The 13,071-nt window shown below is 64.9% G+C and carries 14 protein-coding genes; 3 read left to right on the top strand and 11 right to left on the bottom strand.

Going from position 1 to position 13,071, the window contains the following annotated elements:
- Nucleotides 1-39: 39 nt before the first annotated feature.
- Together JTF07_RS11710 and JTF07_RS11705 are read right to left on the bottom strand one after the other, a co-directional pair.
- A complete protein-coding gene (locus JTF07_RS11710) occupies nt 40-840 on the bottom strand; it encodes a glutamate racemase (protein ID WP_204234442.1) in 801 nt (266 codons plus the stop codon).
- A complete protein-coding gene (locus JTF07_RS11705; RefSeq protein WP_204234441.1) occupies nt 837-1,409 on the bottom strand; it encodes an HAD domain-containing protein in 573 nt (190 codons plus the stop codon). Before JTF07_RS11705 ends, JTF07_RS11710 begins: the two co-directional genes overlap by 4 nt.
- A 115-nt stretch (nt 1,410-1,524) precedes the next feature.
- Between JTF07_RS11705 and JTF07_RS11700 the strand changes: the two genes are divergently transcribed.
- The gene (locus JTF07_RS11700; protein ID WP_204234440.1) at nt 1,525-2,247 is read left to right on the top strand and encodes a helix-turn-helix domain-containing protein; all 723 of its coding nucleotides are present in this window, start codon (nt 1,525-1,527) and stop codon (nt 2,245-2,247) included.
- On the opposite strand, the gene JTF07_RS11695 is transcribed toward JTF07_RS11700, so the two are convergent.
- Nucleotides 2,230-2,646 (bottom strand): VOC family protein, encoded by a 417-nt coding sequence (locus JTF07_RS11695; protein WP_204234439.1) that lies wholly within the window; start codon nt 2,644-2,646, stop codon nt 2,230-2,232. The two genes, JTF07_RS11700 and JTF07_RS11695, sit on opposite strands and share 18 nt — an antisense overlap.
- Nucleotides 2,647-2,729: 83 nt before the next feature.
- Nucleotides 2,730-3,131: an acyl-CoA thioesterase gene (locus JTF07_RS11690; RefSeq protein WP_204234438.1), complete on the bottom strand. Its 402-nt coding sequence runs from the start codon at nt 3,129-3,131 to the stop codon at nt 2,730-2,732.
- 178 nt (nt 3,132-3,309) lie between these two features.
- Between JTF07_RS11690 and JTF07_RS11685 the strand changes: the two genes are divergently transcribed.
- A complete protein-coding gene (locus tag JTF07_RS11685; RefSeq protein ID WP_252199759.1) occupies nt 3,310-4,458 on the top strand; it encodes a CaiB/BaiF CoA transferase family protein in 1,149 nt (382 codons plus the stop codon).
- 19 nt (nt 4,459-4,477) lie between these two features.
- On the opposite strand, the gene JTF07_RS11680 is transcribed toward JTF07_RS11685, so the two are convergent.
- From JTF07_RS11680 to JTF07_RS11665, 4 genes are all read right to left on the bottom strand, one after another.
- Nucleotides 4,478-5,446 (bottom strand): electron transfer flavoprotein subunit alpha/FixB family protein, encoded by a 969-nt coding sequence (locus JTF07_RS11680; RefSeq protein WP_204234436.1) that lies wholly within the window; start codon nt 5,444-5,446, stop codon nt 4,478-4,480.
- A complete protein-coding gene (locus JTF07_RS11675) occupies nt 5,443-6,219 on the bottom strand; it encodes an electron transfer flavoprotein subunit beta/FixA family protein (protein WP_204234435.1) in 777 nt (258 codons plus the stop codon). The genes JTF07_RS11680 and JTF07_RS11675 overlap by 4 nt, the downstream gene beginning before the upstream one ends.
- Before the next feature lie 3 nt (nt 6,220-6,222).
- Complete coding sequence (locus tag JTF07_RS11670) at nt 6,223-8,736, bottom strand: GcvT family protein (RefSeq protein ID WP_204234434.1); 2,514 nt, start codon at nt 8,734-8,736, stop codon at nt 6,223-6,225.
- Between the two features lie 141 nt (nt 8,737-8,877).
- Nucleotides 8,878-9,654, bottom strand: coding sequence for an IclR family transcriptional regulator (locus JTF07_RS11665; protein ID WP_204234433.1), 777 nt, complete (start codon nt 9,652-9,654; stop codon nt 8,878-8,880).
- Nucleotides 9,655-9,775: 121 nt separating this feature from the next.
- Here JTF07_RS11665 and JTF07_RS11660 point away from each other — a divergent pair, with 121 nt between their 5' ends.
- The gene (locus tag JTF07_RS11660) at nt 9,776-10,525 is read left to right on the top strand and encodes an IclR family transcriptional regulator (RefSeq protein ID WP_204234432.1); all 750 of its coding nucleotides are present in this window, start codon (nt 9,776-9,778) and stop codon (nt 10,523-10,525) included.
- Nucleotides 10,526-10,634: 109 nt separating this feature from the next.
- Here the strand turns inward: JTF07_RS11660 and JTF07_RS11655 are convergent, their stop codons facing one another.
- From JTF07_RS11655 to JTF07_RS11645, 3 genes are all read right to left on the bottom strand, one after another.
- Nucleotides 10,635-11,540 carry a sigma-70 family RNA polymerase sigma factor gene (locus tag JTF07_RS11655; protein WP_353843945.1) on the bottom strand — a complete coding sequence of 302 codons (906 nt, stop codon included), beginning with the start codon at nt 11,538-11,540 and terminating at the stop codon, nt 10,635-10,637.
- 14 nt (nt 11,541-11,554) lie between these two features.
- On the bottom strand, nt 11,555-12,055 hold the full coding sequence (locus JTF07_RS11650) for a carboxymuconolactone decarboxylase family protein (protein WP_204234431.1): 501 nt from the start codon (nt 12,053-12,055) through the stop codon (nt 11,555-11,557).
- A 145-nt stretch (nt 12,056-12,200) separates the two neighbouring features.
- A complete protein-coding gene (locus tag JTF07_RS11645; protein WP_204234430.1) occupies nt 12,201-13,061 on the bottom strand; it encodes a methylenetetrahydrofolate reductase in 861 nt (286 codons plus the stop codon).
- Nucleotides 13,062-13,071 lie beyond the last annotated feature (10 nt).

The following is a 13,071-nucleotide window of genomic DNA, read 5'->3' as shown; positions in this document are numbered from 1 at the left end:
GGGCCGACTCCCGGCAATGGTCCGAAGAGTCGCGAGTCGTCAGGACGCTGCTGTCGCAATTCGCTCTCGCGCCAATAGTCGTTTGCCGGCGGGATAGGCATCCAGTGACTGGGGCAGGCGCACGAGTCGACCGGAGGCATAGGTGGCGATGACCTCGCCGGTGTCGGGCTGATTCGGGCTGACGCCGTGGGCCTCGACCCCGATCCTGCGCAGGGTCTGCTTCGCCACCGGAATGGGGGAGTCGAAGAGTGTGATCGCACCGGCTCGGGCGGCCATGATCCGGTCGGCCACCAGGCCGTAGTGGGTGCACCCGAGCACGATGGTCTCCATGCCGGGATCCATCTGGTTCAGGGCTGCATCGATCGCGGAATCGATCGTGGAGATGTCAGCCTCATTGATCGCCTCGGCGAGACCCGGGCATGCCACCTTAGACACGGTGACCTCGGCGGCAAAGGTGTCGATGAGGTTCTGCTGATAGTCGCTGCCCGTCGTAGCCGGGGTCGCCCAGATCGCGAAGTCCTGTCCCGTCCCGGCCGCCATCTTCACTGCCGGCACGGTGCCGATGACGGGAATGTCGGGTTCGTAGCAGGTGCGTACGGCTTCGAGGGCTTGGACGGAGGCGGTGTTGCAGGCGATGACGATCGCATCGGGCTCCCACTCGGCAAGCACCGCTGCCGAGTTCAGGGCCCTGGCTTCGAGGGCTTCGGGGCTGAGGCTGCCGTAGGGGGTGAAGTCCGGGTCCATGGCCAGGATCAGATCCGCGTGCGGAGCCAGGTGGAACAGCGCATCGGCGGTGCCGAGGAGCCCGAGTCCGGAATCGAGCAGACCGATACGCGTCATGAATCCTCTTTCGGGTAGGCGAATTCCTTGATCTCCTTCAGGTGCGCCTTCGTCAGGCCCTGCGCGAATTCAGGAGCAATGAGTTTGAGCCGGTTCGCCGGATAGTGCTCGACGAAGTAGTCGTGCGTATCCGGTGCTGCGAGATCGTCATCGATCCAGACGGCCCGACCGTGTTCGTGCTCCGCGAGCCAGTCCTCCATTGCGCGGGCCTTCCACCACAGGTGCGGATCGTTGGCGTAGCGGTTGTGAGACTCATCGGGCATCTCAATGACCTCGAAGGAGTTGCGCAGACCGAACTTCGGCTCCAGCTCCGTTTTGCACCGCTGAGACCAGGTGGAGAGCCACACGACGTCGACATCGTGGGTTTCGACGAGACGGTCGAAGAACGCGATCACCGCAGGCTTATAGTGCAGTTCGTAGTGCCAGGCCTGCAGCTTCTTACGCCCCTCGGTCATGATGCGCAGCTTGGGCACCGGGTACGAGTTGAGCACCCCGTCGACGTCGAGGAAGACAGTGACATGCCGTGCCTGCCGACGTGCTGATGTCGGCGAGGGGGATGCAGCTGCCATTGGTCCTTCCTGGGGGAGTCTCGTACCGGCTAGTCTGAGAACAGGCGGCGTCGGCCTGGGACGGGCCGATGAGTTCCAAGAATACCGCTCGAAACTGAAGAAGGACGAGCACCCTATGTACACGGAGATGCGCATCCCCAAGCTCCGCGCTTCTCTGTGGTCGTCGACCCCCGACGCTCGCTCGACATCGGCCCTCGCCGAGGTGGCTGTGAGTGTCCCGTCCGAGCCTTCCCTCATCGTGCCCGATGGCTGCATGGATCTCATCGTCATCGATTCCCGCGTCGTCGTCGCCGGAGCAGACTCCACCGCAAGAACCTTCCATTCTGCGTCGACTGGTGGTGCAGCGGAGCCGGTCGTGGGTCTGCGCTTCGACCCCGGAGTGCTCCCGCAGCTGCTGGCTACCTCGGCGGCCGAACTCGCCGACGCAGTGACCCCTCTCGATGCTGTGATGACTGCAGGCAGCCGCGCAATCATCCCCGAACTCGGACCTGGCGTCGGGCAGCGGCAGCTGGTGGACATCGCCGAGATGCTGACGTCTCGGGCCGACATCGACTCGACGCCGCTTGAGCTGGCGAGTCTGCTGGGCGTGCGTGCGCAATCACCGGCGCCGGACATCGCCGAGGTGGCCGCACAGTTCGCATACTCACCCAGACAGCTGCGGAGGCTGTCTTCCGCATGGTTCGGCTACGGCCCCAAGCACCTGTCGAAGGTCCTGCGCTGGCAGGCCGCACGCGCACTCATCGACGCAGGTTCGACCCGCACAGCGGCCGCAACGGCAACGGGTTACGCCGATGCAGCCCATCTGTGGAGAGACGAGAAGTCACTGCTGGGCCGGTGAACCCAGTGCTGCGAAGAGATCGACATAGTTGTCGTCGGGATCGGAGACCACGGCGTACCGCTGACCCCAGAACGCATCCCAGGGCTCGTGGACGACTCCGGCCACGGGATCTGAACCGGCACCACCGGCAGTGAGCTGAGCAAAAGTCGCGTCAACCGCCTCGGCGGTGGTGCAGTCGAAGGCCAGGGACATCTTGTGGCCACCGGTCGGCCAGGTCCATTCGGGATCGATGCTGAGCATGACCGCTTCAGTGTCGAGGAGCAGGCGGAGGCTGCCCGAGGAGAACTCCGAATGCGGAGCATCCGCGCCGCCGTCGACGAGGTCGAGGCCGAGCGCGGTGTAGAACTGCACTGCTGCGGACATGTCTGCGGTGATGATTGAGATCGCGTCGAGTTTCATGTTCCCAGGCTATGGGCACGAGGCCCGGTTGAGCATGAACAGAACGGCCATCTTCCCACAGAGGCACTGCGGGCGGCAGAGCCTCAGTCGGCTTCGGCGAGGTAGTCCCCGAGGATGCTGCGGATGCCCTCGGGGATCGGCGAGGGTTTGCCGGTCTCCCGGTCGATATGGACGAGGACGACGTCGGAGTTGAACACCTTCTGGCCGCTCTGGTCACCGCGCGTATGGACGGTGAATGAGGAATTGCCGATCCTCTTGATGGTCACCGTCATTGTGAGTTCGGGGCCGTACATGACGGGGAGCAGGTAGTCGATCGACTGGTTGGCGACGAGCATGCCACCGCCGGTCAAGCTCCCGGCCTTGGCCTCGTGGAGCCACCTGATGCGGCCTTCCTCGATGAGGGTGATCATACGCGCGTTGTTCACGTGGCCGAGCATGTCCTGATCGGACCAGCGCACCTCTGGGGAATACTCGAATGTCTTCACGGACAACCTTTCGACTCATCTGCTTCGGAGGCTCTCCGCCTCCGACTATGGGAGGTTACCAGGGTGGCCGGACGGTCCCGAGCACCGGGACCTCTTATCGTCGGGTGCGGCCCTGCCGACTCTTCGGGACTGATCGATCGTTCTATAGTGGAACATGTTTGATCGACGAAAGGAAATCATGGCAGTGCTCAAAGGCGTGCGCGTTCTCGACCTCGGCGGAATCGGCCCCGGCCCCTTCGCCGCAATGATGTTGGCAGATATGGGCGCCGAGGTGATTCGCCTTGATCCGCCGAAGACAGCCGGCCAGCCCATGAACCCTGTTCTCGACCGTGGCAAGAGGTCGATGACCGCAGACTTCAAGTCCGAAGCCGGCATCGCACTCGCCCGGTCCCTGGCTGCGAAGTCCGACATCGTCATCGAAGGCTTCCGCCCAGGCGCCGCGGAACGCTTGGGCCTCGGCCCCGATGATCTCCACGCGCTCAATCCTGCCCTGGTCTACGGCCGCATCACCGGCTACGGACAGGACGGGCCGAAGTCGCAGAAGGCAGGCCACGATCTGGGCTACATCGCTTCGTCCGGACTGCTCAACCAGCTCGGCCGCGCCGATGGACCGCCGCAGTTCCCTGCGAACCTCATCGGTGATTTCGGTGGGGGCGGCATGCTCCTCGTCGTCGGCGTTCTCGGCGCACTCACCAGTGCCCGCACCACCGGCATCGGCACCGTCGTCGACACTGCCATGATCGACGGCGCGAATCTCCTCTATTCGATGATGCACGGCTTCTCCGAAATCGGCATGTGGCGTCACGACGCACGCGGGCGCAATCTCCTGGATTCAGGAGCACCGTTCTACGATGTCTACCCCACCGCCGATGACCGGTACGTGTCCGTTGCCTGCATCGAACCGGCCTTCTTCGCCGAATTTGTGCGCACTCTCGACATCGAGGACCGCCTGCCCGAACCGCTGGGCGAGATCAACCATTGGCAGCCGAAGCACTGGCCCCTCATGCGGCCAGTCTTCGCCGAGGCGCTCGCCTCACGCACCTTGGCCGAACTCGAAGAGCTCTTCAGTGGTCGTGATGCCTGCGTCGAACCGGTCCGCACCATGGCCGAGGCGAAGACCGATCCTCATAACCAGCACCGCGGACTCTTCTCCACCGATGAGGCCGGAATCGAGCAACCCGCACCGGCACCGAGGTTCAAACAGGCAATCGCCCCCACGTCAACTGGCGCGGGCACCTCAACTGGTGCGGTCAGTGCGGGCCAACCTCGGCGGGCACCGGTCATCGGTGCCGACACCGACGCGGTGATCGCCGAATTGGGACTGTGAGCGAGCTCAGGGGCTGAGCTCAGCCGCGGCGGCTCCGGATCTCCTCATTGACGGCCCCGACGACTTCGTGGAGGTCTCCGATGATTGCGTAGTCGGCACGCTGGACCATCGTCGATTCCTCATCGGTGTTGATTGCGATGAGCGTCTTCGCACCCTCGATGCCGGCCATGTGCTGGATCGCGCCGGAGATTCCACACGCAATGTAGACATCGGGCGTGATCCGACTGCCAGTCTGACCGACCTGCTCGGAATGCGGTCGCCAGCCCAGACCCGTGACCACGCGAGAGACACCCAGCGCCCCGCCGAGGTGGTCGACGAGTTCGAGGACCTCGCCGAATCCGTTCTCCGAACCGACCCCGCGACCAGCACCGACGACGGCGCGGGCCTGGGTCAGGCCCGAGGTGTCGTTGTCTGCGTCGGTCTCGACCTCGGTGCGAACAACGCGGGTACGCAGATCCTCGGCCGCCGATTCGGGGGAGTGGGTGAGGATCTCCGGTGTCGTCGGCGTTGTCTCTTCGGGTTTGCAGGCGTGACCGGCGAGGGTGAGAACCTGCAGGTCACCGCCGAGCTGAAGGCGTTCGAACGCGGCCCCGCCGAGCACCTGCCGCAGCAGGCCCTCCTCATCGGCAGCCACGACATTGGCCGCCATCCGCTCCCCGGTTCTCACCGCCACATGCGCCATGAGCTCCATGCCGCGAGGAGTGCCCGAGGCCAGAACCGTCCCGGTCTCCGGCGCGATGTCGACCAGGGCCTGCGCCCAAGCTGTGGCCGAATACGCCTCGAGATCAGCAGACTCCAGGTGGTGGATTCGGTCCACGCCGAGTACAGCGAGTTGGTTGTGGGCGGACTCGGTGAGCGTACCGATGACGGCCGCTTCGAGGACCGAACCGGCGAGGACGTCCGCGTTCGTGCGGGCGAAGGTGAGCGCCTCGGCCGACGTCAGCGCCACCTCACCGCTCTCATCGGTTTCGACGAATACGAGACTCATGACCTGATCACTCCGATCTCTTCCAGAACGTCGACCAGGGCCCCAGCTGCATCCGGGCCCTCGCCGAGGATGGTGACCTCATTCGCCGTGTCCGGTGGCAGCTCGAGGCCGATGCGCGGATTTCCGGCACCCGGTTCGGGCGCCACATATTCGGCGATGCGAGCCTTCTTCGCCTTCATCCGTCCGGTGATCGAGGGATAGCGCGGGTCGACGCCGCCCTCTTGGACCGCGACGACGGCCGGCAGCTCGAGCGAGAAGATCTCCGTGCCCGACGGACCGATCCCGCGGGCCTCGATCACGGGCCCGCCGGCGGGAGAGAAGGTCGAGATGCTCGTCAGCACCGGGTATCCGAGGTCGTAGGCCAGGCGGATGGGAACCTGGAAGTCGCCGGTATCGGCGGCATCATTGCCCAGCAGCACAAGATCGAAGTTCTGGCCTCCTTCGGTGCGGTCGCGGATGACGTCGCCGATGACCTGGGCGATGTCTTCAGTCCCGAACGCACCCGAATCCTCGGCCTCGATGAGGATTCCATCGTTGGCTCCCACGCCCACAGCCGCGCGCAGCTGTTCGACTGCCTCGGCGGGGCCCAACGTCAGTACCGTGACCTTGCCGCCGGTGGCTGCGGCTGTCTGGATGGCCAGCTCCACCGCGCATTCCTCATGCGCCGACGTGGTATGGCCCAGGCCGGCGTCGTCGATGTCCGTGCCGGAGCCGTCGAGCGTGATCTGGCCCGCGATGTCGGGGATGCGTTTGATGCAGACGAGGATGTCCATCGTCTACCTCCTGATGTTCTCGTTGCTGGGATCGAACAGCGGGGTGGCGTCGATCGAGGCCACCGTCACCGGGTAGGCCTCCTCCATGTAGACGACGGTGAGCTGGTTGCCCAAGACCGCCTCGGCGGGAGGGAGGAAGGCCATGAGGACGTGCTTGCCCAGGCTCGGGGCCGACCCCGCCGAGGTGACGAAGGCGTGGTGCCCGTGCCCGTCGATGAGCGGCTGCCCGTCTTGTGATCGGATGGGTTCCCCGCCGAGCATGTAGCGCTTCTCGCCGCTGGCGCTCGTGTGATCATCGACCGTGAGCGAGCACAGGATCGCCTTCGGATCCTCCTCACGGTGGCGCAGGTGGGCGTCGCGGCCGACGAAGCCCTGCGACTTCACCTTCGGCCGAGCCATGCCGACCTCGATGACACTGCGGTCGGAGTCGAGTTCGGCACCGAAGGCGCGATAGCCCTTCTCGATGCGACCGGTCGTGCCGTAGACGCCGAGTCCCACGGGCACGAGGCCGTGTTCTGTCCCCGCCTCGGTGAGGACGTCCCAGAGTCTGAGTCCGGTTTCCATGGGGATGTAGAGCTCCCAACCCAGATCGCCGACGTAGGAGATCCGGGAGGCCAGGACCTGCAGAGAGCCGACTTCGATGGTCCGGGCTGTGCCGAACTTGAAGCGTTCGTGGGAGACGTCCGCGTTCGTGACCTGGGAGAGGATGTCGCGTGCTCGTGGCCCCCAGAGGCCGATCGTCGTCCACGAGGAGGTGAGGTCGGTGATCTGGGCACCTGTCCCTGGGAGCCGATCGGCGAACCATTTGACATCGACCATGCCGTGGGCGGCACCCGTGACGACCCGGAATCGATCGTGGGCCAATCGCATGATGGTCAGGTCCGAGCGGAACCCGCCGGTCTCGTCGAGGACCGGGGTGTAGACGACGCGACCGATGCCCACGTCCATCTGGGCCAGCACGATGGACTGGACGGCATCGAGGGCTGCAGGTCCGAAGACGTCGAAGATGACAAAGCTTGAGAGGTCGACGAGTCCGGCGCGCTCGCGCAGCGCGAGGTGTTCGGCATTGATGATCGGCGACCACCAGCGCGAGTCCCATTCGGCGGTGCGGTCCATGACGCGCTCGCCGAATTCCTCGAGCAGCGGCGCATTCGATGCGTACCACTGGGGGCGCTCCCAGCCGGCGACTTCGAAGAATACTGCGCCGAGTTCCTTCTCGCGCTCGTGCATGGGGGAGAGGCGGACATTGCGGTCGGAGTTCCACTGCTCGCCCGGGTGGACGATGCCGTAGGTCTTGATGAAGGCTTCCGAGGTGCGGGCCCGCACGTGTTCGCGAGTGCGTTGGTGCGGGTGGAAACGGGCGATGTCGGCGCCCTGCACGTCGACCTCCGGGCATCCGTTCGTCATCCATTCGGCCACCGCTCGTCCCACGCCCGGGCCTTCCTTGACCCACACCGCTGCCGCCGACCACAAGCCTTTGACCTCGGGTGATTCACCGAGGATGGGAGCGCCGTCGGGAGTCAGGGACAGGAGGCCGTTGATCGCGTAGCGGATCTCGACGTCGGGGTTGGACAGGACATCGGGCATGAGCTCGAGGGCCTGTTCGAGCTGCGGGTCGAAGTCGTCGTCGGTGAAGGGCATCTCCGTGGGGGAGAGCTTCGCGGCCTCGATCGATGGGATCTCGTCGGGTTCGTGAAGAATCGCCCGGTGAGCGTAGGAGCCGATCTCCATGTCCGAGCCGTGTTGGCGTTCGTAGCAGAAGGTGTCCATGTCGCGCACGATCGGGAACGAGATCTCACCCGTCTGCTCGGCCAATTGCGGGACCGGGCCGACGCTGATCATCTGATGCACCGCCGGGGTCAGCGGGATCGCGGCACCTGCCATGGCCGCGATGCGCGGACTCCAGACTCCGCAGGCGATGAGGATCTTTTCCGTCTCGATCGGCCCTTTGGTCGTGTGGACGCGTGCGATCGCCCCGTTCTCGACGTCGATGCCGGTCACCTCGGTGTTCGGTGACACCGTGAGCGCGCCCTTGTTCTGCGCGGATTCGCGCATCATCGTCCCCGCACCCACGGAGTCGACGACGCCGACAGTTGGTGTCCAGAAGGCGCCGACGATGACACTGGGGTCGAGGAAGGGCACCTTCTCGACGACTTCTTCGGGGGTGACCAGGTGGGACTCGATGCCCCAGGCCTTCGCCGAGGCCATCCGTCGTCTCAGCTCCTGCATGCGCTCCTGGGTGCGGGCGACTTCGAAGCCGCCGGACTGCGTGAAGACGCCGAGTTCCTTGTACTGGCGCACGCTGTCGAGGGTGAGGTCCGTGATCTCGCGGGAATGGTCGACCGGGAAGATGAAGTTCGAGGCGTGTCCGGTCGAGCCGCCCGGATTGGGCAGCGGGCCCTTGTCGACCTGGACGATGTCTCTCCAGCCGAGCTCGGCCAGATGGTGGACGAGGCTGTTGCCGACGATGCCTGCACCGACGACAACGACACTGGCCTGGGTGGGAATGGAAGCCATAGGAGGCTCCTCTCCGAAGGCATCTTCGCCTTCAACGGCACATGTTGCGTAATATGCAACGTGACGCACTATGTGAAACTGGGTGTTTCGATCGTCCTCCGCCCGCCGAGGTGTGTCAAGGGTTTGTGCAGCGAGCGTTCCTCAGTGCTCGCGCCAGCCGAACCGTGCCGAGATGTCGGCGGCCGCAGCCACCAGCAGGTCCTTGGCGGCATCGACCTTTGTGTTGGTGAATCGGAAGCCCGGGCCCGAGACCGAGATCGAGGCGATGACATCGTCGTGGGCGTTGCGGACGGGTGCAGACACGGCGGTGAGGCCGACCTCGAGCTCGTCGATGACGATCGAGTGCCCGGCGGCGACAACCTCGGCGACTTCGGTGAGCAGGTGGGGGATCGAGGTCACCGTGTGCGGGGTGTAGGTCGGCAGCTTCGTTTCGAGCGCGGTGCGGATGCCTGCCTCGCTCAGGCCCGATAGGAGGACCTTGCCGTTCGAGGTTGCGTGCAGGGGGATGCGTTGGCCGACCCAGTTGTGGCTCTGGACAGAGGCGTTGCCCGATACCTGGTCGAGGTAGAGGGCCGCGCCGTCAGAGAGGACGGCGACGTTGATCGTCTCACCGGTCTGCTCGGCTAGGCGCTTGGCGATGGGGCGGGCTTCCTGGACGATGTCGAGGCGTGCTGTGGTGGCCCCTGCGAGGCGAAGGATGCCAAGACCCAGGCGGTATTTGCCGCGATGCTGGTCCTGTTCGACGAGGCCGCGGGCCTCGAGCGTGGAGACGATGCGCGAGGCGGTCGATTTGTGCACGCCGAGTTCGGCGGCGATGTCGGTGACCCCGGCGAGCCCGGTGCGGGCGATGACCTCGAGGATCGTGACCGCGCGGTCAACCGACTGCACGGAGCCGGAGTGCGTCTCGCTGTTGCCCATCCCGAAACTGTAGCTCACATGACACAACACGGACAGAGGTGAACCACGTGTGATGTAGGGTGAATGCCGCCGGAGTGCCAATGGTGCCGCGGCATATCTTTCCCCGACGGAGTTGAGCGCTATGACCAATGGGACCCAGTCGATCGATCGCGCCGCAGAGATATTGTCGCTGGTGGTGAAGTCGGATGACCCGATCTCCTACACCGAGGTGGTGGAGTCGACGGAGCTGGCTCGCTCGACGGTCTCACGCCTGCTCTCCGCCCTCGAACGCAACGGGCTGGTCGAACGTGACGGCGAGGGGCTCTATCGCGGAGGTTCTCTGTTCGCGACCTACGCTTCTCGCTTCGATCGGGTCGAAACGCTGGTCACGGCGGCCGATCCCACGCTGCAGCGGCTGAGTGAGGAGACCGGGGAGACGGTCAACCTCGCTGTCCCGAGCTCCACAGGCGTCGTGCAGGTCGCGCAGGTCGATTCGACCTTCGTCCTCGGCGCCACCAACTGGGTCGACGTGGAGGTGCCGGCGCACTGTTCGGCGCTGGGCAAGATCATGTACGCCTTCGACATCATCCCGGTCCCCTCCGGCCGGCTGGAACGGCGCACCCCGTACACCCTGGGGTCCCGGAAGGAACTCATGGACAACCTCGCCGAGGTGCGCGAACGCGGGTATGCGCTCGTGCACGAGGAATTCGAGGAGGGGCTCGATGCCCTGGCCGCTCCCGTGTACGGCGTTGACGGCAGCGTCGTCGCAGCCGTTGGCATCTCGGGCCCGACCATGCGCATCGCTGACCACCACGAGACCGTCGGCAAACTCCTCGTCGACGAGGCAGGTCTGCTCTCCCGCAGTCTCAAGCGCAAGGTCACCCACCGGTAGGCACGTTCGCGGCTCGTGTCGTCGACATTCTCGCGATGTCCGGCAGCATGCCTCTCTGAGGTTATGGTGCGCCTCAACCCGGTGAGGAATGAGACGTTCTCCTGCGAATTCAGATCCGACCCAGTTTGTCCGGATTGCTCACCAAGCGCAGGCTGCAGATGCGGTCGGCGGCATCGACCTGCACCTCAAGGACATGGTCGTGACCGGCACGAACCACAGCGACGACCACTCCGCCGTTGAGGTCGACGATCCCCTTGAAGTCCAGACCGCTCGGGTCACCGGGTGTGATGACGGAGCTGAAGAACCGGGTGATCCGTTCGGCACCGAAGATCGGATTGAGCGCGGAGGTTACCTTTCCTCCTCCATCGGCCCAGAACACGCCATCCTCGGCCAGCAGCAGCGAAAGCGCGGTGGACGGATCCCCACTGTGGATGGCGTCGATGAGACGAGTCAGCACCGTCCTGTCCGCTGCACGAGTCACCGGCTGGTCGACGTCGAGACGGCGTGCCGCACGTGAGACCATCTGCCGCACAGCGGCCGGCTTCTTCGAGAGAATCCGGGCGACCTCCTCGGTGCTCATATCGAATGCCCGAGTCAGGACGAAGGCCGCTCGAGCCTCTGGGCTCAGCTGCTCGGCAAGGTGGAGAAGCGTCAGCGACAGCAGCTCCCGGTTCGCGACGGCGTCCTCAGGCAGCTGATCGGTCGCGACCGGCTCCGGCAGCCACGGGCCGGGATAGTCCTCCTTGATGTGTGAGAGCTGCCGGGAGCGGTCGATCGCACGTCGGACGCTCACTGTTGTCAGCCAGGCCGGCCACGAAGCAATGGCCTCGTCGGTCTTGCGCTCGTGGACGACTGCGGCAATGCCGACTTCTGAGACCACATCTTCAGCATGGCCGGCATCGCCGAGGATGCGGTAGGCGATTCCGAACAGACGACCCTTCTCAGCGTCCCAGGCTCGGGTCGCCTCGGTGACGGCGTCTGTGTCCTCAGCGATGCCCAGCTCGATCTCGTCCACCTTCCCAATGTAGATCAGTCGGCCGATGATTCCGCGCCCGAGGCGACGGTCTCCTCGGCGGGCGCTGCAGCTTCGTCGCCGACCGGTGGAGTGGTCTCGGTGGCGATCGCCAGGCGATTCCAGATGTTGATCGTGGAGATGACCAGGAGCAGATCGCCGAGCTGCTCGGCATTGAAGTGCTTGGCCGCCTCATCCCAGATATCGTCCGTCACGGTCTCCGGGCCGAGCTTCGTCACCGCATCCGTGAAGGCGAAGACACTGCGCTCACTCTCATCGAACAGGGCACCTGCGTGCTGCCAGGCGGAAACAGCGAAGAGCTTTCGGGACGGGACGCCGAGCCGTTCCAGGTCGGTGGAGTGCATGTCGACGCAGAAGCCGCAGCCGTTGACGATTGAGGCGCGGAGCTTGATGAGATCGTAGAGTTCATCGCCGAGTGCGGTGCGGCAGTAGGTGTCGAGCCGAGCGACGTGGGAGTAGCCCTTCTTGCTGACGTGGTCGAGGCTGATGCGAGCCATGAGTGTCCTTTTCTGACGGGAACGGCAGGTTCCGGTGGGAACGCTGCGACAGTCGTATTTCGCCTGTCACCAACTTCGTCGGATGGCGGCCTTGAAGTGTGACATGGTCACACGAATCTGTTGTCGATCAGGCACGCCTGCTTCCTCAGGATGTGCTTGGGACCTCGTCGTTGTGACCGAGAGCAGCAAGCTGCCTGCGCCGCCAGGTCTCTGTGTCCTTGATCTGGTTGAAGGTATAGATATGGAGGCCGGCCACGCCCATGGTCGGGTTGTCCAGGACGGGGGCGAGCTTGTTCAGGAACTTCCGGGGGTTATAGCCGCCGGGTTTGGCCATCTTGGTGAACGTGACGGTGTTCTTGCGCAGGAACCGTGTCGATTCGCCGACCCCGATCTTTGAAGCGACTCGCGCCAGCTTCGCCAATTCCACCTTGCCCGCAATGCCGAGGATGAGTGGCAGATCGATGCCGCGCGCTCGTACCCTGGCCAGCCAGGTGGAGAGGGTTCCAGGGTCGAAGCACAGGTTCGACACGAGGTGAGTGGCGTAGTCGCGTTTGTCCCACATCGCTTGGACGGTGACATCGTCGGGGATGAGCGGATGGGTCTCCGGATAGGCGCTGACGCCGAGGTGCTGGATCGGTGCCGCCATGCTTGCGAGGTCGATGATGAGGTCGAGTGCTCCCGCATAGCCACCCGCAGGCGGGGTGGCGTCGCCGGCCGGGACGAAGATCCGATCGATGCCGGCCTGCGTCAGCCGGTCGACGATCTCCTCGAGTTCGGTTCTGCCTTGGACCATTCGTGCCGCGATGTGGGGCACCGCATGGAATCCGAGCGCCTGCAGCTGCTCTGCCGTGGACAGAGTCGCCTCAAGAGTCAGTCCGGTCGAGGCGGTCACGGTGATCACGCGGCCGGGCACGACATATTCGTGGACACGGTCGACCACGCCCGCAGTGGGGAGGATTTCGTACCGCGCGGACTTCAGCAGTGAGGCCAGAACTTCGTGTGACATCCTCGGCTCC

Source organism: Brevibacterium sp. RIT 803, from assembly GCF_016892625.1.
Lineage (GTDB): Bacteria > Actinomycetota > Actinomycetes > Actinomycetales > Brevibacteriaceae > Brevibacterium.
This window is presented reverse-complemented; position numbering and strand designations above follow the sequence as displayed.

Excerpts from the sequence above, each read along its gene's own strand:
- JTF07_RS11710 (WP_204234442.1), bottom strand. The coding sequence starts at position 840 with ATGACGCGTATCGGTCTGCTCGATTCCGGACTCGGGCTCCTCGGCACC.
- JTF07_RS11705 (WP_204234441.1), bottom strand. The coding sequence starts at position 1,409 with ATGGCAGCTGCATCCCCCTCGCCGACATCAGCACGTCGGCAGGCACGG.
- JTF07_RS11700 (WP_204234440.1), top strand. The coding sequence starts at position 1,525 with ATGTACACGGAGATGCGCATCCCCAAGCTCCGCGCTTCTCTGTGGTCG.
- JTF07_RS11695 (WP_204234439.1), bottom strand. The coding sequence starts at position 2,646 with ATGAAACTCGACGCGATCTCAATCATCACCGCAGACATGTCCGCAGCA.
- JTF07_RS11685 (WP_252199759.1), top strand. The coding sequence starts at position 3,310 with ATGGCAGTGCTCAAAGGCGTGCGCGTTCTCGACCTCGGCGGAATCGGC.
- JTF07_RS11680 (WP_204234436.1), bottom strand. The coding sequence starts at position 5,446 with ATGAGTCTCGTATTCGTCGAAACCGATGAGAGCGGTGAGGTGGCGCTG.
- JTF07_RS11675 (WP_204234435.1), bottom strand. The coding sequence starts at position 6,219 with ATGGACATCCTCGTCTGCATCAAACGCATCCCCGACATCGCGGGCCAG.
- JTF07_RS11670 (WP_204234434.1), bottom strand. The coding sequence starts at position 8,736 with ATGGCTTCCATTCCCACCCAGGCCAGTGTCGTTGTCGTCGGTGCAGGC.
- JTF07_RS11665 (WP_204234433.1), bottom strand. The coding sequence starts at position 9,654 with ATGGGCAACAGCGAGACGCACTCCGGCTCCGTGCAGTCGGTTGACCGC.
- JTF07_RS11660 (WP_204234432.1), top strand. The coding sequence starts at position 9,776 with ATGACCAATGGGACCCAGTCGATCGATCGCGCCGCAGAGATATTGTCG.
- JTF07_RS11650 (WP_204234431.1), bottom strand. The coding sequence starts at position 12,055 with ATGGCTCGCATCAGCCTCGACCACGTCAGCAAGAAGGGCTACTCCCAC.
- JTF07_RS11645 (WP_204234430.1), bottom strand. The coding sequence starts at position 13,061 with ATGTCACACGAAGTTCTGGCCTCACTGCTGAAGTCCGCGCGGTACGAA.